17 protein-coding genes are annotated in these 16,675 nt (G+C 72.2%); 10 read left to right on the top strand and 7 right to left on the bottom strand.

Translation table 11 applies throughout. From position 1 onward, the window contains the following. Positions 1 to 111 precede the first annotated feature (111 nt). Entirely contained in the window at positions 112 to 489 is a 378-nt protein-coding gene (locus ACFXAZ_RS19085) for a DivIVA domain-containing protein (RefSeq protein ID WP_384592102.1), read from the top strand. Continuing rightward, positions 486 to 1,073, top strand: a complete 588-nt coding sequence (locus ACFXAZ_RS19080) for a DNA-3-methyladenine glycosylase I (protein WP_384592099.1) — start codon at positions 486 to 488, stop codon at positions 1,071 to 1,073. Before ACFXAZ_RS19085 ends, ACFXAZ_RS19080 begins: the two co-directional genes overlap by 4 nt. A 17-nt stretch (positions 1,074 to 1,090) precedes the next feature. Here ACFXAZ_RS19080 and ACFXAZ_RS19075 read toward each other — a convergent pair whose 3' ends face one another. Further along, positions 1,091 to 1,894 (bottom strand): enoyl-CoA hydratase/isomerase family protein, encoded by an 804-nt coding sequence (locus ACFXAZ_RS19075; RefSeq protein ID WP_384592096.1) that lies wholly within the window; start codon positions 1,892 to 1,894, stop codon positions 1,091 to 1,093. Between the two features lie 381 nt (positions 1,895 to 2,275). On the opposite strand from ACFXAZ_RS19075, the gene ACFXAZ_RS19070 reads away from it, so the two are divergent. After that, positions 2,276 to 2,443, top strand: coding sequence for a DUF3117 domain-containing protein (locus tag ACFXAZ_RS19070; RefSeq protein WP_003966491.1), 168 nt, complete (start codon positions 2,276 to 2,278; stop codon positions 2,441 to 2,443). 157 nt (positions 2,444 to 2,600) lie between these two features. On the opposite strand, the gene ACFXAZ_RS19065 is transcribed toward ACFXAZ_RS19070, so the two are convergent. Next, complete coding sequence (locus ACFXAZ_RS19065; protein ID WP_384592170.1) at positions 2,601 to 3,299, bottom strand: O-methyltransferase; 699 nt, start codon at positions 3,297 to 3,299, stop codon at positions 2,601 to 2,603. 163 nt (positions 3,300 to 3,462) lie between these two features. Between ACFXAZ_RS19065 and sigE the strand changes: the two genes are divergently transcribed. The 5 genes from sigE to ACFXAZ_RS19040 all read left to right on the top strand — a co-directional run bounded on the left by sigE (position 3,463) and on the right by ACFXAZ_RS19040 (position 9,341). Next, positions 3,463 to 4,236, top strand: coding sequence for an RNA polymerase sigma factor SigE (gene sigE, locus ACFXAZ_RS19060; RefSeq protein ID WP_384592093.1), 774 nt, complete (start codon positions 3,463 to 3,465; stop codon positions 4,234 to 4,236). Further along, entirely contained in the window at positions 4,233 to 5,210 is a 978-nt protein-coding gene (locus tag ACFXAZ_RS19055) for an anti-sigma factor family protein (RefSeq protein ID WP_384592090.1), read from the top strand. The genes sigE and ACFXAZ_RS19055 overlap by 4 nt, the downstream gene beginning before the upstream one ends. Before the next feature lie 488 nt (positions 5,211 to 5,698). Continuing rightward, positions 5,699 to 7,786 (top strand): trypsin-like peptidase domain-containing protein, encoded by a 2,088-nt coding sequence (locus ACFXAZ_RS19050; protein ID WP_384592087.1) that lies wholly within the window; start codon positions 5,699 to 5,701, stop codon positions 7,784 to 7,786. A gap of 175 nt (positions 7,787 to 7,961) precedes the next feature. Then, on the top strand, positions 7,962 to 8,420 hold the full coding sequence (locus ACFXAZ_RS19045) for a sec-independent translocase (protein ID WP_384592084.1): 459 nt from the start codon (positions 7,962 to 7,964) through the stop codon (positions 8,418 to 8,420). 258 nt (positions 8,421 to 8,678) lie between these two features. Then, positions 8,679 to 9,341: a hypothetical protein gene (locus ACFXAZ_RS19040; protein WP_384592081.1), complete on the top strand. Its 663-nt coding sequence runs from the start codon at positions 8,679 to 8,681 to the stop codon at positions 9,339 to 9,341. A 184-nt stretch (positions 9,342 to 9,525) separates the two neighbouring features. On the opposite strand, the gene ACFXAZ_RS19035 is transcribed toward ACFXAZ_RS19040, so the two are convergent. The 3 genes from ACFXAZ_RS19035 to ACFXAZ_RS19025 are packed head-to-tail and all read right to left on the bottom strand — an operon-like array spanning position 9,526 to position 12,576. Then, entirely contained in the window at positions 9,526 to 10,659 is a 1,134-nt protein-coding gene (locus tag ACFXAZ_RS19035; RefSeq protein WP_384592078.1) for an Mrp/NBP35 family ATP-binding protein, read from the bottom strand. A 44-nt stretch (positions 10,660 to 10,703) separates the two neighbouring features. Next, complete coding sequence (locus ACFXAZ_RS19030; protein WP_384592075.1) at positions 10,704 to 11,297, bottom strand: DUF1003 domain-containing protein; 594 nt, start codon at positions 11,295 to 11,297, stop codon at positions 10,704 to 10,706. Then, entirely contained in the window at positions 11,287 to 12,576 is a 1,290-nt protein-coding gene (locus ACFXAZ_RS19025; RefSeq protein WP_384592072.1) for a magnesium transporter MgtE N-terminal domain-containing protein, read from the bottom strand. The genes ACFXAZ_RS19030 and ACFXAZ_RS19025 overlap by 11 nt, the downstream gene beginning before the upstream one ends. A gap of 257 nt (positions 12,577 to 12,833) precedes the next feature. Between ACFXAZ_RS19025 and ACFXAZ_RS19020 the strand changes: the two genes are divergently transcribed. After that, entirely contained in the window at positions 12,834 to 13,580 is a 747-nt protein-coding gene (locus ACFXAZ_RS19020) for a hypothetical protein (protein WP_384592167.1), read from the top strand. 70 nt (positions 13,581 to 13,650) lie between these two features. On the opposite strand, the gene ACFXAZ_RS19015 is transcribed toward ACFXAZ_RS19020, so the two are convergent. After that, a complete protein-coding gene (locus tag ACFXAZ_RS19015; RefSeq protein ID WP_384592069.1) occupies positions 13,651 to 14,169 on the bottom strand; it encodes a hypothetical protein in 519 nt (172 codons plus the stop codon). Positions 14,170 to 14,211: 42 nt separating this feature from the next. Continuing rightward, the gene (locus ACFXAZ_RS19010) at positions 14,212 to 15,327 is read right to left on the bottom strand and encodes a magnesium and cobalt transport protein CorA (RefSeq protein WP_384592066.1); all 1,116 of its coding nucleotides are present in this window, start codon (positions 15,325 to 15,327) and stop codon (positions 14,212 to 14,214) included. A 537-nt stretch (positions 15,328 to 15,864) separates the two neighbouring features. Here ACFXAZ_RS19010 and ACFXAZ_RS19005 point away from each other — a divergent pair. Then, positions 15,865 to 16,461 carry a suppressor of fused domain protein gene (locus ACFXAZ_RS19005; protein WP_384592063.1) on the top strand — a complete coding sequence of 199 codons (597 nt, stop codon included), beginning with the start codon at positions 15,865 to 15,867 and terminating at the stop codon, positions 16,459 to 16,461. Positions 16,462 to 16,675 lie beyond the last annotated feature (214 nt).

The following is a 16,675-nucleotide window of genomic DNA, read 5'->3' as shown; positions in this document are numbered from 1 at the left end:
CGTGACCTTTGTCGGCCGTCCGCGAGCCTACTGTCAGACTCGCATGGCACGATCGGAGCCGAACACCTCAGACACCTCAGATCGAGCACACCCAGCGTGGGGGCACACCCGATGGTCATGTTCTTGTTCCTGGTCGTCGCGCTCGCCGTCGTGGTCGCCGCGGTCACCCTCGCGGTCGTCGGCGGCGGTGACGGCACCGGCCCGCTGCCCGAGGCGGCGCCCCAGCGGCTGCGCGACCCGCTGCCCCCGGACCGCCCGCTCGGCCGCGCGGACGTCGACGCCCTGCGCTTCCCGCTCGCCGTCCGCGGCTACCGCATGGAGGACGTGGACGACGCCCTGAACCGCGTCGCGGCCGAGCTGGCCGAGCGGGACGCCCGGATCGCCGACCTGGAGTCCGCGCTGGCGGGCGCGCGCACCGGGCGCGGCCACGCCGACCTCGACGACGGCTACGTGGACCTCGGCAAGCCCGCCGAGGGGGACCACCAGTGAGCGACGGATCCGCGGTCCCCGGTGCGGACGGCGCGCTGCGCTGCCCCTGGGCCCTGTCCACCCCCGACTACGTGACGTACCACGACGAGGAGTGGGGCCGCCCGGTCCACGGCGACGACGCGCTGTTCGAGCGGCTCTGCCTGGAGGCGTTCCAGTCCGGCCTGTCCTGGCTCACCATCCTGCGCCGCCGCCCCGGGTTCCGTACGGCCTTCGCCGGGTTCGTCATCGCCGAGGTCGCCCGCTTCACCGACGCCGACCGCGAACGTCTGCTCGCCGACCCCGGCATCATCCGCAACCGCGCGAAGGTCGACGCCACCATGGCCAACGCGCGCGTGCTCGCCGACTGGGCCCCCGGCGAGCTGGACGAGCTGATCTGGTCGCACGCCCCCGACCAGACCCTGCGCCCGGTCCCGAAGAACATCGCCGACGTCCCGGCGATCACCCCCGAGTCCACCGCCCTGTCCAAGGCCCTGAAGAAGCGCGGCCTGCGCTTCGTCGGCCCGACCACGGCGTACGCCCTGATGCAGGCGTGCGGACTGGTGGACGACCACCTGGAGGCGTGCGTCGCGAGAGGCACCTCGTAGCGGGCCCCCGGGGTTTCTCACCGCCCCAGATACTTCGGCTTCTCCTTGTTGACGAAGGCCTGGACGGCGATCGCGTGGTCCTCGGACGCCCCGGCCCGCGTCTGAAGTTCGTCCTCCTTCTCCAGCGTCTCCTCGAAGGAGTGGGAGAAGCCGTAGGCCAGGGACTCCTTCAGCGCCGCGTAGGCGACCGTCGGCCCGGCGGCCAGCGCGCGGGCGACCTTCTCGGCCTCGGCGCGCAGCTCGGCGGCGGGCACCAGCCGGTTCGCGATCCCCAGGTCGTACGCCTCCTGCGCCTTGACCCCGCGGGGGAAGAGCAGCAGGTCGGCGGCGCGGCCGGGGCCGACGAGCCGGGGCAGCGTCCAGGAGATCCCGGAGTCGGCGGTGAGGGCGACGCCCGCGAAGGACGTGTTGAAGGACGCGGTGTCGGCGACCACCCGGTAGTCCGCCGCGAGCGCGAAGCCGAAGCCGGCCCCGGCCGCGACCCCGTTCACCCCGGCCACCACGGGCTTCGCCATCCCCGCCAGCGCCCTGACGATCGGGTTGTAGTGCTCCCGTACGGTGCTCATGGTCTGCCCGCCGCCCGCCTCGCGGTCCGTCGCGAGCAGCCCGATGTGCTCCTTGAGATCCTGGCCCACGCAGAACGCCCGCTCCCCGGCGGCGGTCAGCAGCACGGCCCGTACCCCGGGGTCGTCGGCCGCCGACCGCACCGCCTCGCGCAGGGCGACCTTGGTGACGACGTCCAGCGCGTTCATCGCCTCCGGGCGGTTCAGGGTGATCGTCGCGAGTCCGTCGCTCACCTCGAAGAGCACGGTGTCGGCCATGGCGGGTCCCCTCCGTCGCAGGTCGTCCGGCGGCGTACCGAACGGTAGGTCGTGTCCTGGGGACAGCATGGCGGAGATCACCGCCGAAGCACTGGAACGGACGTGTGACCTGCGTCAAAGAATTCGGGCCCGATTCCGGCGGCCGGAAGTCTGTGCGGGCGCGGGGTATCGCGTTCCGATCGCCGAATTGGGTGGTTTTGCTCGGGCGCGTTGCCCAAGCGATGCCGACCGATGTTGGTCATCGGGTCGCACGATGCGGGATAATGGCTGGGAAGCAATGTGTTCGATGCCGGTGGCGCGTGTCCCGCTCAGGGGCTGCGCGTGCCCTTCAGTGGGCCGTCGGCTTTGACGATTGAGCTGGTTTCAGGAAGGGGAACGAGCATGGCGGCCATGAAGCCGCGGACGGGTGACGGCCCGCTCGAGGTGACCAAGGAGGGGCGGGGCATCGTCATGCGCGTTCCGCTCGAAGGCGGCGGTCGGCTCGTCGTCGAGCTGACCCCGGACGAGGCCGACGCGCTCGGCGACGCCCTCAAGAAGGTCGTGGGCTGACCAGAGCGCCCATGAAGGTGCCGGTCGCGAGCGGCCATACCCTTTCAGCCGCCCCCGCACCTTTCCGGTGCCGGGGCGGTTGCTCGTTCCCCGGCTCGGCAGAAACAGCGGAGGGGAGAGGGATGGGGGGAGAGGTGGAGGCAGGGCCGGCGCAGGGTCAGCGCTTGACCGCGCACAGCAGGCCGTCGCCCATCGGCAGCAGGGACGTCACCAGCTCCTGGCTCTCCCGCACGGACCGCAGCAGCTCACGCAGCCGCAGCACCTCCGTGGGCTGCGGACCCGAGTCGACCGTCCGGCCGTTGGCGAAGACACCCTCGAAAACCACCAGGCCACCGGGGCGCAGCAGGCGCAACGATTCAGCGAGGTAGTCGAGGACCTCAAGCCGGTCACCGTCGCAGAACACGAGGTCGTAGCCCGCGTCCGCGAGCCGGGGGAGCACGTCCAGGGCCCGGCCGGGGATGAACCGGGCCCGGTTGCCGGCGAAGCCCGAGGCGCGGAACGCCTGCCGGGCGAACTGCTGGTGCTCCGGCTCGGGATCCACGGTCGTCAGCACCCCGTCGGCGCGCATCCCGTGCAGCAGATGGATTCCGGAGACTCCCGTGCCGGTACCGATCTCCGCGACCGCCTTGGCGTCCACCGAGGCCGCCAGCAGCCGCAACGCGGCACCCGTGCCGGGCGACACCGAGCGCAGCCCTGCGTCAAGGGCCCGGTCGCGGGCCCAGTGCAGCGCTTCGTCCTCGGCGACATAGGCGTCGGCGAACGCCCAGCTCGTCTGCCGGTTGCCGGTAATGACCCTCTCCTGTCCCCGTTGGTCCTTCGGCGTGACTGTATCCGTTGGCGCCGGGAACCCGCAGATGGGACCGGGCGTTTAGAAGGGTGTGCGCGACTACGGGGGGACACGGTTGGATCACGACGGCGAGCGGTGGGAAGACCAAGTGCTGACGCAGCCGCATGAGCCGTATCAGCACAGATCAAACTCTTGCAAAACCGCTTATGGGGAGCTAACGGGCGAGGTGGCTATGGTAGGGGCTCCACTGGACACCACCAGAGCCGACAGGGGAGGTGCGGCCGGACCTGTGGATCGGGGAGGAGTGCTGCGGCGCTTTCTCAGGTCGGCGGGCAGGCCGAAATCCGTGAACAACACCGCTGCTGACCACAGCCACGCCGCTGGCCAGACCCAGACCGCGACCTTCTCCACCGACGCGGACGGGCAGGCGTGGACTCCGCCCACGTGGGAGGAGATCGTCAGCACGCACAGCGGCCGGGTGTACCGGCTCGCCTACCGCCTCACCGGCAACCAGCACGACGCCGAGGATCTCACCCAGGAGGTCTTCGTCCGGGTCTTCCGGTCCTTGTCGACCTACACGCCGGGCACCTTCGAGGGCTGGCTCCACCGCATCACCACCAATCTCTTCCTGGACATGGTGCGCCGCAAGCAGCGCATCCGCTTCGACGCCCTCGGTGAGGACGCGGCCGAGCGCCTGCCCAGCCGCGAGCCCAACCCGCAGCAGGTCTTCAACGACGCCCACTTCGACGCGGACGTCCAGCAGGCGCTGGACACCCTCGCGCCCGAGTTCCGCGCCGCGGTCGTCCTGTGCGACATCGAAGGACTGTCGTACGAGGAGATCGCCGCGACCCTCGGCGTGAAGCTGGGCACGGTCCGCTCCCGGATCCACCGCGGTCGCTCCCAGCTCCGCAAGGCCCTCGCGCACCGCTCGCCGGAGGCGCGCGCCGAGCGCCGCTCGTTCGCGTCGCGTGTGCCCGCTCTGGGGGGAGGGGGCGCGTCCGCGTGAGTGGTTCACGGCCGAAGTCTGCCGAGGAGCGCCTGGCAGAACAGCATCTGGGAGACCGACTCGCCGCCCTGGTGGACGGCGAGCTCGGTCATGAGTCGCGTGAGCGGGTGCTCGCGCATGTGGCCACCTGCGCCCGGTGCCGGGCGGAGGTCGACGCCCAGCGCCGACTGAAGAACGTCTTCGCGGAGGCCGCCCCCCCACCCCCCTCCGCGAGCTTTCTGGCCCGCCTCCAGGGGCTGCCCGGCGGCGGTGACGGCGAAGGGGGCGACCCGCTCGACGAGCGGAGCTTCCTCGACGGGATCCCCGGCGGACCGCCCGGGATCCTCGGCCCGAAGCGTGGCGGCGAGCGCTTCGACTTCGACCACCTCTCCGCCCGGCGGCCCGGCACCCTGCTCCCGGCCGCCGCGGCCCCCCAGCGCGGCTTCCGTATCCACGAGGTCGGGCGGCACGACGCCGATCGGGCCGCCGCCTCCCGTGGCCGCCGCCGGTTCGCCTTCGCCGCCGCCGGAGCGGTGTCGCTGGCCGCGATCGCCCTCGGCGGGGTCACCACGGGCCTGCCGGGCGACACCACCAACGAGGCCCGTGGTGGCAACGGCAGCAATGTGACGCCGATGCGCACCCCGGCCACCGGTGCCACCACCACCGCGGCGGAGAGCCAGCGCCGGCGCGGCGCGGGACCGCTGCTCGCCCAGGGACAGCAGTCGCTCGACTCCTCCGTGGCCGCCACGGAGGTGTCCGCGCCGCTGCTGCCCGGCGGACCGCAGGACCGGCGGGTGACGCATCCGCTGACCGCGGCCGTGGAGGCCGGGGCCGCCGCGATGTCCCCGCTGATACGACCGTTCTCCGCGACCCCGCCGCTCACCCTGGCGGCGTGGCTGGAAGCGTCCGACGCCACCACCTCGGGTCTGCTCGCCGGACAGTTCCCCGGCTCGGCCACCCCACCGCCGCCCGGCCCCTCCGCCTCGGCCCGCTGAGCCGGAGCGTCGCTCGCGGGCGGGGTGAACCTGGTTGAATTCTGGGTGGACCGCGCCTTCGGCAGGCTGCCGGGCGCGGAGTCGACGTACCGCGGCCACCGCCTGCGCGGCCGGTCGCGGCCAGCTGTGGGGAGAGCATGGACGAGGGGAAGCCCACACAGGGCCCAGCGGGTCACCCGGCACCGAGCGGGCCGCCACCGGCCGACGCGGGGGCCGGTTCGGGTGCGGATGGCTACGCCGTCGGTTCTCATGACTCCCACGACCCCCACGCCGATTTCGAGCTGAGGCGTCCGGAGGCGGGCGCGGGGGAGGACGTGGGCGCGGACTCGGGCTCGGGGGAGGCTCCGGGGGACGGTGACTTTGTGCTGGAGCGGCCTGTGGGGGCGGTGGATGCCGTGCCGGGGGCGGATGCTCGGGTGGGTGCGGATGCCGGGGTTGCCCTTGACGTGGGGGTGGCAGCAGGTGCCGGGGCGCCAACTGGTGCCGGGGTGGCATCCGATGCTCGTGCGGTGGCTGGTGCCGGTGGGGCTGGCGATGCCGATGCGGTGACTGGCGTTGGTGGGGCTGTCGATGCCGGTGCGGCCGTAGATGCCGGGGCGGCTGTCGAGCAGCCCAAGCCGTTGCACGACCCCGACCCCTACAGCACCCCGCCCTACGGTGAACCCGGGCCGTGGGCTCCGGCGCCGCCGGTGCAGCATCCGGCGGCCACTCCGGCGCGGGGCACGGCGGTCGCGGCGGGCGTTCCGCAGCAGCAGGGCGGGGGCGCGGGTATGCCCGGCGGGACGGGTGCGGGTGCGCCTGGGCAGGCTGGGGCCAGTGTGCCGGGACAGACCTCGGGCGCGCCCTCGGTCGAGGGGAGCGCGGGGCCTCCGGTCGGGGCGGTGCGGGGCGTTGCCCAGTCCCCGGGCGGCTTTGCCCAGCCGTCGACCGGTCTTGCCGAGCACGCAGGCGATGTGGCCCAGCCCTCCGGCGGCCCTGCCCAGCAGGTAGGCGGCGTCGGTCAGCTTTCCGGGGGTTTTGACCAGTACGCAGGCCATGTCGGTCAGCCCTCGGCCGGTTCTGCCCAGCACGCAGGCCACGTTGCCCAGCCTTCCGGTGGGCTCGCCCAGCAGGCAGGCGGCGTCGGTCAGCCTTCCGGTGGGCTCGCCCAGCAGGCAGGCCACGTCGGGCACCCCTCCAGCGGGCTCGCCCAGCACGCAGCGGATGTCGCTGGGCACCCCGGCGGCGTCGCCCAGCACCCGCCCGCCACCGCCGCGCAGCCTCCCGTCGGCGGTGCCCATGGCGTACCCCCCGTCGATGCGCACCCCGGCCCGCACCTCGCCCCCTACCCCAGCCCCCACCCCGCGCCCCCGGCCCCCCACGGCGCTTCCGTCGACCCCTGGCGGCGGTATGACCCCTGGGCGCAGCCGACGGGGCTGTCGGGGCCGTTGCAGCAGACCGGGGCGGCGGTGCCGGGGGAGGGTGAGCGGCAAGGGCGCAGGCGGCGGACGCTGCTCGGGGGCGCGCTGGTGCTGGCGCTGGTCTCCGGTGGGTTCGGCGGGGCGGTGGGGGCGTATCTGGAGCGGAACGGCGGGACCACCGTGGAGCTGCCGCAGGCCGGGAAGGAGTCGGCCGAGCGGGCGCCGGACAGTGTGGCCGGGATCGCGGCACGGACGCTGCCGAGCGTGGTGACCCTGCATGTGTCCGGCGGCGCCGAGTCCGGCACCGGTACCGGGTTCGTGCTGGACGGCAGCGGTCACATCCTGACCAACAACCATGTCGTCGAGCCCGCGGGCGACGGCGGTGAGATCACCGTCACCTTCAACAGCGGGGACACCGCCAAGGCCGAGGTGGTCGGCAGCGACGGCGGCTACGACCTCGCGGTGGTGAAGGTGTCCGGGGTCAAGGGGCTCCGGCCCGCACCGCTCGGCAACTCCGACAATGTGCAGGTCGGCGACCCGGTCGTGGCCATCGGCGCCCCCTTCGATCTGTCCGGCACGGTCACCTCCGGGATCATCAGCGCCAAGGACCGGCCCATCACGGCCGGCGGCGAGAGCGACGGCACGGACATCTCGTACGTCGACGCCCTCCAGACGGACGCCCCCATCAACCCCGGGAACTCCGGGGGTCCGCTGCTGGACTCCCAGGGCCGGGTGATCGGCATCAACTCCGCCATCCGCTCCGCGGGCAGCGGCTCCGAGCCGGACGGCACGCAGGCCGGTTCGATAGGACTCGGCTTCGCCATACCGATCAACCAGGGCAAACGCGTCGCCGAGGAGCTGATCAACACCGGGAAGGCCACCCACCCGGTGATCGGCGTCACCCTCGATATGAACTACACCGGTGACGGCGCCCGCGTGGGCACCGAGAGCAGTGACGGCGGCTCGCCGGTCACCGAGGGCGGCCCGGGGGACGAGGCCGGGATCGAGCCCGGCGATGTGATCACCGAGATCGACGGCCGGCGGGTCCACTCCGGCGAGGAGCTGATCGTCAAGACCCGTTCGCACCGCCCCGGCGACCGGCTGGAGCTGAAGCTCCTCCGGGACGGCGAGGAACGGACGGTCTCGCTCGTGCTGGGCTCGTCCGACGGAGGGTGACAAGGCGCACAAAAGGTGAATTCCGTACGAACCTCCCGTGCGTCCCTCCGGTCCCATCGGCGGACAACGGGAAAAAGCGGTCGCATACACGCACTCGGACGTCACGGGGCGGTACCGGTCGGACAGTATCGGCGGGTACCTTGGATCCGGCCCGGGACATGGCAAGGAGCTTCAGGTGTTCAATGACATAGGAACGTTTGAGCTGGTGACGCTCGTCGTCCTCGCCGTGCTCGTCTTCGGTCCGGACAAGCTTCCCAAGGTCATCCAGGACGTGACCCGGATGATACGGAAGATCCGGGATTTCTCGGAGAGCGCCAAAGAGGACATCCGGCAGGAGCTGGGACCGGAGTTCAAGGACTTCGACTTCGAGGATCTCAACCCCAAGACGTTCATCCGCAAGCAGCTGGACAACGACGAGCTGGGGCTGAAGGAGATCCGGAACGGCTTCGACCTGAAGAAGGAGATGGCCGAGGTCGCGGACGCCGTGAAGGGCCGCGAGTCCGAGGCGGCCGGCTCCTCCGGGTCGGCTGACCCGTCCGGCTCTCCGGCTCCCTCCGCCGGCCGTGTCGACCTGGCCAAGAAGCCGGAGCCCGCGCGCGAGGATCGCCCGCCCTTCGACGCCGACGCCACCTGAGCGTCCGCCCGGTCGACGCGGGCCCAACCGGGCGTCGTATCAAGGAAGTTCAAGATCCGTCGTACGTGACGCTTCTCATAGCCGTACGACGGACGGCGCGGCGTGAACGCGCCGTCCGGGCGACCCACGCGCCCGGTGCTTTCCCGGATGCCCGCACAGGTGTGGATATGCTGCCGAGTTGTTGTGCGGACCGGACGAGTACGCCCGAAGGGGGGCGGGCCGCTCCGGTCCGACGAGAGCGAGGAGGCGTCCGGGCACATGGAGACGACGAGTCGAGCCGTCGCGCAGGCGCCGGCCGCGGAGGGCGGACAACCGCTGTCCTCCGCGCGCCGCACGGTCGACGGTTACCTGAGCGCACCCTTCCCGTGGTACGGCCTCGACGAGGCGTTCACCGGGCCGCGCCGGCTGATGCAGGTGGGCATGGCGGCCGACGGGGCCGTGGAGCACGGTTCGGTCGGACACGGTGACGAGCCCTCCGTGCGGGGCGGCGAGGTGGCGGCGGAGGAGCGGGAGCGGTTCGCGGTCGTCGTGACCGTCGCCGCGAGTCCGTCCCGGCGCAGCGCCGACGGTACGGGGCTGCTGGAGGCCACCTCGGTGTCCTCGGCGGCGTGGCTGGCCGGGGTGGGACTGCTGGCGGTCACCTGGCCGGGGCAGATGGACCACAGTCTGCGGGACGACTGGCTGGACCAGCAGACGGACACCGCGTGGGTCCTCGCGGACGATCTGGAGGGGGCGGAGTGGTCGACGCTGTCCCTGCCGGTGGACGGGGTGCCGCGGGCCTTTCACTACCGGGAGTCCGAGTTCGGGTGGGTGCTGGCCGGGTCCACGGCGGAGGGGGTGCACCTCGGGGCGTACGGGAGGGGTATGAGCGCGTATGGGCTCGGGTTTGCCGTGATCAAGGACATCGCCGGGTACGCGTAGGTTTTCTGGGGGGCGGTGGGTGGCGGGTGCGCGGGTGCGGGTTGTGGTCGCTTCTCGCGCAGTTCCCCGCGCCCCTAAAAGCGTGGGTTGCCCTCGGCCGCACGGGGGCACGGAGTTGCCCGTGCCCCCACAACCAGGCCATCCCCGCGGGCAGCTCCCGTAGGGTCGCCCCCTCCGGATCCCTCTAGAATTTGTTCCTCGGTGTGATGCCCAGGGACAGGCCCGACAGGCCCCGCTGTCGGCCGCCCAGTTTTCCGGCGATGGCGCGCAGGGCGGAGCCGGCGGCGGAGTCGGGGTCGGTGAGGACGATCGGCTTGCCCTCGTCGCCGCCTTCCCGGAGGCGGACGTCGATGGGGATGGAGCCGAGGACCGGGACCGTGGCGCCGGTGGTGCGGGTGAGGCCGTCGGCGACCAGCTGGCCGCCGCCCGTGCCGAAGACGTCGACCATCTCGCCGCAGTGCGGGCAGGGCAGGCCCGACATGTTCTCGACCACGCCGACGATCTTCTGGTGGGTCTGGACCGCGATGGACCCGGCGCGCTCGGCGACCTCGGCCGCCGCCTGCTGCGGGGTCGTCACGACCAGGATCTCGGCGTTGGGGACCAGCTGCGCGACCGAGATGGCGATATCGCCCGTGCCGGGCGGCAGGTCCAGCAGGAGGACATCGAGGTCGCCCCAGTAGACGTCCGCGAGGAACTGCTGCAAGGCCCGGTGCAGCATCGGGCCGCGCCAGACGACCGGGGTGTTGCCCGGCGTGAACATGCCGATGGAGATGACCTTCACGCCGTGCGCCGACGGCGGCATGATCATGTTCTCGACCTGGGTGGGAAGCCCGTCCGCGCCCAGCATGCGCGGCACGCTGTGGCCGTAGATGTCGGCGTCGACCACGCCCACCTTGAGGCCGTCGGCCGCCATCGCCGCCGCCAGGTTGACCGTCACCGAGGACTTGCCGACGCCGCCCTTGCCGGAGGCGACCGCGTAGACCCGGGTCAGCGAGCCGGGCCTGGCGAAGGGGACCTCGCGCTCGGTCCGGCCGCCGCGCAGAGAGGTCGCCAGCTCCTTGCGCTGCTCGTCGCTCATCACGTCGAGCGTGACATCGACCCGCGTGACGCCCTCGATCGCCGAGACGGCGTCGGTGACCCGCTGGGTGATCGTGTCACGCATGGGGCAGCCGGAGACCGTCAGGTACACGGCGACCGCGACCGCTCCGTCCGCACCGATCTCCACCGATTTGACCATCCCGAGTTCGGTGATGGGGCGGTTGATCTCGGGGTCGTTCACCGTCGCCAGTGCTTCACGCACCGCGTCTTCCGTAGCCATAAGGACGATGGTACGGGGCCGTACGCGCCCCCCGGAAAGCCCTGTCACCGGTCTTCTGTGTCACGTGCCCCCGGGCGTTCCGCCGGGAATGCCCGCGGGGCGTCGCCGTCGGCGCGTCCGTCCAGCTCCCTGGCCAGGTCCTGGAGCTCGGAGCGGATCCAGTCCCGGGTGGCGACCTCACCGAGGCCGATGCGCAGGGCGGCGATCTCGCGGGTCAGATACTCGGTGTCGGCGATCGAGCGCTCGTTCTGCTTGCGGTCCTGTTCGAGATTGACCCGGTCCCGGTCGTCCTGCCGGTTCTGCGCGAGCAGGATCAGCGGCGCCGCGTACGACGCCTGGAGCGAGAGCATCAGGGTCAGGAAGATGAACGGGTACTCGTCGAAGCGCACCGCCTCGGGCGCGGCGACGTTCCACAGCACCCAGACGAAGACGACGACCGTCATCCAGACGAGGAACCGCCCGGTGCCCAGGAACCGCGCGATCCGCTCTGACAGCCGCCCGAAGGCGTCCGGGTCCCAGTCGGGCAGGAGGCGGCGGCGCGGCGGCCGGGGCAGGTCCAGACGGGCGCGCGGCCGGGTGGCGGCGGTCGCCCCGGCCGGGGTGCCGTGCTCCCGGGGGTTCTCCCGCTCAGGAGCCATCGGTCACCGCCCCCTCCCCGAGATGGAACTCCGTCTCCCGCCAGTCCTCCGGCAGCATATGGTCCAGCACGTCGTCCACCGTCACCGCGCCCAGCAGCCGCCCTCCCTCGTCCACGACGGGCGCCGCGACCATGTCGTACGTGGCGAAGAACCCGGCGACCAGCGGCAGCGCCGCGTCCGGGTCCAGCGCCTGGAGGTCGTCGTCGACGAGCGAGCTGACCAGGGTGTACGGCGGGTCGCGCAGCAGCCGCTGGAAGTGGACCGTGCCCAGGTACTTGCCGGTCGGGGTCTCGTCGGGCGGGCGGCAGACATAGACCTGGGCGGCGAGCGCGGGGGACAGATCGGGGTTGCGGACCCGGGCCAGCGCCTCGGCGACGGTGGCGTCCGGGCGCAGCACGATCGGCTCGGTGGTCATCAGACCGCCGGCCGTGCGGTCCTCGTACGCCATCAGCCGCCGGACGTCGGCCGCGTCGGAGGGCTGCATCAGGCTCAGCAGCCGCTCCTTCTCCTCCTCGGGGAGTTCGGAGAGCAGGTCGGCCGCGTCGTCGGGGTCCATGGCCTCCAGGACGTCGGCGGCGCGCTCCTTCTTCAGCTTGCCGAGGATCTCGATCTGGTCGTCCTCCGGCAGCTCTTCGAGGACATCGGCGAGCCGGTCGTCGTCCAGGGCGGCGGCGACCTCGGCGCGGCGCTTGGGGGAGAGATGGTGCAGCACATTGGCGAGGTCGGCCGGGCGCAGCTGCTCGAAGGTGGCGAGGAGCGTCTCGGCGCCCTGCTCCTGCTCCTCCAGGGTGAACCCGGTGACGGCGGACCACTCCACGGTCAGCGTCTCTCCGCGGGCCCGCCGGAAGCCGCCCGTACGGCTCTTGCGGCCCCGGCGGACGAAGACCCGGTCCACCTCCCAGTCCCGGCGCGCGGGCAGCTGCTGCACCGACAGATCCAGGACGGTGACCTCCTCGCCGGTCTGGGTGAGCGTCACCCGCCGGTCCAGCAGCTCGCCGAAGACCAGCCGCTCGGTGGGCCGCTGCTCGAAGCGCCGGACGTTGACCACGCCGGTGGTGATGACCTGGCCGGACTCGATGCCGGTGACCCGGGTCATGGGCAGGAAGATCCGGCGCCGGGTGGAGAGTTCGACGACCAGCCCGAGCACCCGGGGCGGGCGGTGCCCGACGCGCAGCATCATCACGACGTCCCGGACCCGGCCCACCTGGTCGCCGTTGGGGTCGAAGCAGGCGATGCCGGAGAGATGCGAGACAAAGATCCGGGGTGCGCCGGTGGCCATGACTGCGCCTCCTTCGCGGGCCGGGCGGGCATGGCCGGGGCCGAATGTGTCGAATGCGTGGAACGTACTGAAAACGCGGAGTATCCAGAACGCTCGGAATCGGTGGTTCGATCGGGCTTCAGGCTAGCCCGTCCCGATCGGATCCGCGCTGGTGGGGGGTCCGGACGGACTGGCTCCGACCCGTGTTCGGGGCCCCGGTACGCTGCCGTACGCCGCTGAGGACACCCGCCAGAAAGGCAGCGTCACCTGTGATCGTTATGCGCCGGGGCCGTTTCCGCCGGACCACTGGGGTGGGCGCGATCTGCGCCCTGGTCGTGCTCGCGGCGACCGGGCTGACCGGGTGCGGCGGCGGTGAGGACCCCGACGCGGGCACCAACGGTGTCGGCAAGCTGTCCCCGGACCAGATCCGGACGAAGACCCGCACGGCCGCCGAGGCCGCGCCGGCGGTGCGGCTGGCGGGGAGCGTGACGGCGGGCGGCAAGACGTACAAGCTCGACATGCAGCTGAAGCAGGACGGCGGGACCGGGTCGGTGACCGCCGAGGGGGCGACCTTCCAGCTGCTGCGGGTCGGCGAGGAGCTGTACCTCATGGCGGACGCCGGTTTCTGGACCGGCGGGGAGGCGGGCGAGGAGCCGGACACCGCCGCGGCCGGCAAGCTCGACGGCAAGTATGTGAAGGTGCCGGCGGGCGACCCTTCGTACGAGAAGTTCAGCGGCTTCACCGACAAGGACATGCTGCTGGACAGCCTGCTGACGCTGCACGGCACCCTGTCCACCGACGGCCGTCACGAGCAGTCCGGCGTCCGCACCATCCGGATCACCGGCGACAAGGGCTCCGGCGGCACCCTCGATGTCTCCCTGGAGGGCACCCCCTACCCCCTCCTCCTGTCCCGCGCGGGCGGCGCGGGCACCCTCATCTTCTCCGACTGGGGCAAGGACTTCCCCCTGGAGGAGCCCGCCGAGGACGAGACGGTGGATTACGGGAAGCAGTTGCCGACCTCTTAGCGGCTCGGGCCCGGTCGGCGGCCCGGGGCCGGTCGGCGGGTCTCCGGCCGGTCGGCGGCTCGCGGCGCGTTCAGCGGCTCGCGGACCGACGCCGTTTGAAGAGCAGCCGGGGCAGCCCCGCCGGGACCGGCTCCCGGGTGGTCGCCGGGGTCGGCAGCGGAGGTGCGGCCAGGGAGCCGTCCGGGAGCGGTGCCGTGACGCCCGTCGGGGTCAGCCGCAGCACCCGGCACTCACGCCGCCAGCGCTCCGGCATCGCCTCGCCGTCGGGGGCGTTGAGCCGCTTGCCCTTCAGCTCGCCGACCGCCGTCTCCCACGCCTGCGACCCGGGCTCCAGCTCGGTGACCGCCGCCGCCCAGGACACCAGCCGGCCGCCCTTGTCCTTGCTGCGCACGGTCACCTCGGCCCCGGCCCCGTCCGCCAGCCCCGGCAGCGGCTGCTCGCCCGGCCCGTCGCCGACCACGTACGCCGCGCCCTCGTGCCAGCTGTGCCACAGCGCGCGGGACGCCGCCCCGGGCCCGCGGACCCAGATCAGGCCGGACTTCTTGGTGGCCTCCTCGACGAGGGCCCGGTCGACCAGCTCAGATGTCATGGCAGAAGCGTAACGACGCCCCCACCCCGGCGCTGGCCTCCCTCACAGCCAGCCGTTGCGCTTCAGTGTCCGGTGGATGCCGAAGCAGATCAGCGCGGTGATCCCGAGGACCATCGGGTAGCCGAAGCGCCACCGCAGCTCGGGCATGTGGTCGAAGTTCATCCCGTAGACCCCGCACACCATGGTCGGTACGGCGATGATCGCGGCCCATGACGTGATCTTCCGCATGTCCTCGTTCTGCGCCACGGACGCCTGCGCGAGGTTGGCCTGGAGGATCGAGTTGAGCAGCTCGTCGAAGCCCATGACCTGCTCCTGGACGCGGGCCAGATGGTCGGCGACATCCCGGAAGTACTTCTGGATGTCCGGGTCGATCAGCCGCATCGGCCGCTCGCTGAGCAGCTGCATCGGCCGCAGCAGCGGCGACACCGCCCGCTTGAACTGGAGCACCTCACGCTTGAGCTGGTAGATCCGCCCCGCGTCCGTGCCGCGCGGGGCACCCTTGCGACCCGGCGAGAAGACCTCGGTCTCCACCTCGTCGATGTCGTCCTGCACGGCGTCGGCGACCGCGATATAGCCGTCCACCACATGGTCGGCGATGGCGTGCAGCACCGCCGAGGGGCCCTTGACGAGCAGCTCGGGGTCGTCCTGGAGCCGGTGGCGCAGCGTCCGCAGCGAGCCCTGCCCGCCGTGCCGGACGGTGATGAAGAAGTCCCGGCCGGTGAAGCACATCACCTCGCCGGTCTCCACGATCTCGCTGTTCGCGGTCAGCTCGTCGTGCTCGACGTAGTGGATGGTCTTGAAGACCGTGAACAGGGAGTCGTCGTAGCGCTCCAGCTTGGGCCGCTGGTGCGCCTGCACCGCGTCCTCCACGGCCAGCGGGTGCAGCCCGAACTCGCCCGCGATCCCGGCGAATTCGGCCTCGGTCGGCTCGTGCAGCCCGATCCACACGAAGCCGCCGGTGCGCCGCACCTGACGCATCGCCTCCTGCGGGGTGAGCGGCCTCGGGGTCTCCACGCGGGCGCCGTCGCGGTAGACGGCGCAGTCCACGACCGCCGAGGGGGTCGAGGGGTCACGGGTGGTGTCGTAACCGCCGGTGTCCTTGCGCAGGGCGGGGCGGCCGGGGCGGACGGCGGCGCGCAGGTCACGGATCATCGACATGGCAGGCTCCTTCGCGACGGAGCAGCAGCTCACGGCGGCCTGCGACGGGTGGAACTGCCCGGAATGAGGACGTCCGTGCTACGGGATGGTGGCACGTCCACAAAGCGGAGAGCACCGCATCGTCGCGGTGACGCGCTGCGCAAGCTTCGCTGCTGAGTCAGTACAGGCGGAAGTACAGACGGATCACGCAGATCGAAACGAGTGCTCTTCCGTGGTGACGAGAACGCGAGAGGTGGCAGCCGGCCAGAGCGGGAAGCCCTGTGCGGGGCGGCTACGTCAGCGGCAGGAAGAGCGGGTGATACTGCACGGTCGACTTCGGTCCATTGCAGCCCCACCTCCTCCGGCCGGTCCCTGGTGAGGGACGATCCATTCCCCGTGGGGAGTTTCCCCGAGGGGAGTCCCGGGGAATACGTCGGTGTCGGCCGGGCGGTGGGCCGACGCTTGCCGTGCGCTGCCCGACGACCGGCCCAGAGTAACAGCCGGCCGAAGTGTCAAGGGGCTGCTTTGCCCGGTACTGACGAGTTCTATGCTCGCGGCATGGCTGATGTTCTTCCTCTGGTCGAGGCCCGGTTGCGCTTCGCGCTCGGTGTGCCGGACGCCCGCGCGGCCGTCACCTTCCTCGGCACGGACCGCGTCGAGGTGCTCCGTTTCCAGGAGACCGCGGCGGAGGGGGACCTCGTCCGCTACGCCACCCTCGGCATGTCCGCCCAGCCCATGGCGGACCCCGGCGCGCTGCTCGCCGACCCGGTGAAGGGCCCCCGCGCCGAGCTGGTCATCTCCGTACGGTCCGGGCTCGCCGACACCGACAAGGTGCTCCGCCCGCTTGCCGTCCTCGCCGCGTCACCGCAGGTCGAGGGCGTGATCGTGGCCCCCGGTGCCTCGCTCGACGTGGGCGGGCCGCTGTGGCCCGGCGCCCCCTTCACCTCGGTCCTGGTCGCCGAGCCGGGCGGCCTGGTCGAGGACCTGGAACTGGACCCGCCCCTCGATCCCGTACGGTTCCTGCCGCTGCTGCCGATGACGCCGAACGAGGCCGCGTGGAAGCGGGTGCATGGCGCGGCGGCGCTCCAGGAGCGATGGCTGGCCCACGGCACCGATCTCCGCGACCCGCTGCGCGGGCAGGTCCCGCTGGACTGAACCGGGCGTGGGCGTCCTGCTCGGCCGAGCCGGTGCGCGGGCCCGCCGTGACGGAACTCACCTGTCCGGCCGGTCAGTTGGTCTGGATCCGTATGCCGGGAGCGTGGCCGCACTCACCTGTCCGGCCGGTCAGTTGGTCCGGATCCGGGTGCCGGGAGCGTCGCCGCGGTGCGGGCCGGGCGGGTGCCGTGCCGGGTCCGCTTAGGGGCCGCAG

The sequence above is a fragment of the Streptomyces sp. NPDC059477 genome (assembly GCF_042749375.1).
Taxonomy (GTDB): Bacteria; Actinomycetota; Actinomycetes; order Streptomycetales; family Streptomycetaceae; genus Streptomyces.
This window is presented reverse-complemented; position numbering and strand designations above follow the sequence as displayed.

What these genes read in the sequence shown, in the direction of transcription:
- ACFXAZ_RS19085 (WP_384592102.1), top strand. Translation starts at nt 112, where the DNA reads ATGGTCATGTTCTTGTTCCTGGTCGTCGCGCTCGCCGTCGTGGTCGCC.
- ACFXAZ_RS19075 (WP_384592096.1), bottom strand. Translation starts at nt 1,894, where the DNA reads ATGGCCGACACCGTGCTCTTCGAGGTGAGCGACGGACTCGCGACGATC.
- ACFXAZ_RS19070 (WP_003966491.1), top strand. Translation starts at nt 2,276, where the DNA reads ATGGCGGCCATGAAGCCGCGGACGGGTGACGGCCCGCTCGAGGTGACC.
- sigE (WP_384592093.1), top strand. Translation starts at nt 3,463, where the DNA reads ATGGTAGGGGCTCCACTGGACACCACCAGAGCCGACAGGGGAGGTGCG.
- ACFXAZ_RS19040 (WP_384592081.1), top strand. Translation starts at nt 8,679, where the DNA reads ATGGAGACGACGAGTCGAGCCGTCGCGCAGGCGCCGGCCGCGGAGGGC.
- ACFXAZ_RS19035 (WP_384592078.1), bottom strand. Translation starts at nt 10,659, where the DNA reads ATGGCTACGGAAGACGCGGTGCGTGAAGCACTGGCGACGGTGAACGAC.
- ACFXAZ_RS19030 (WP_384592075.1), bottom strand. Translation starts at nt 11,297, where the DNA reads ATGGCTCCTGAGCGGGAGAACCCCCGGGAGCACGGCACCCCGGCCGGG.
- ACFXAZ_RS19025 (WP_384592072.1), bottom strand. Translation starts at nt 12,576, where the DNA reads ATGGCCACCGGCGCACCCCGGATCTTTGTCTCGCATCTCTCCGGCATC.
- ACFXAZ_RS19020 (WP_384592167.1), top strand. Translation starts at nt 12,834, where the DNA reads ATGCGCCGGGGCCGTTTCCGCCGGACCACTGGGGTGGGCGCGATCTGC.
- ACFXAZ_RS19015 (WP_384592069.1), bottom strand. Translation starts at nt 14,169, where the DNA reads ATGACATCTGAGCTGGTCGACCGGGCCCTCGTCGAGGAGGCCACCAAG.
- ACFXAZ_RS19010 (WP_384592066.1), bottom strand. Translation starts at nt 15,327, where the DNA reads ATGTCGATGATCCGTGACCTGCGCGCCGCCGTCCGCCCCGGCCGCCCC.
- ACFXAZ_RS19005 (WP_384592063.1), top strand. Translation starts at nt 15,865, where the DNA reads ATGGCTGATGTTCTTCCTCTGGTCGAGGCCCGGTTGCGCTTCGCGCTC.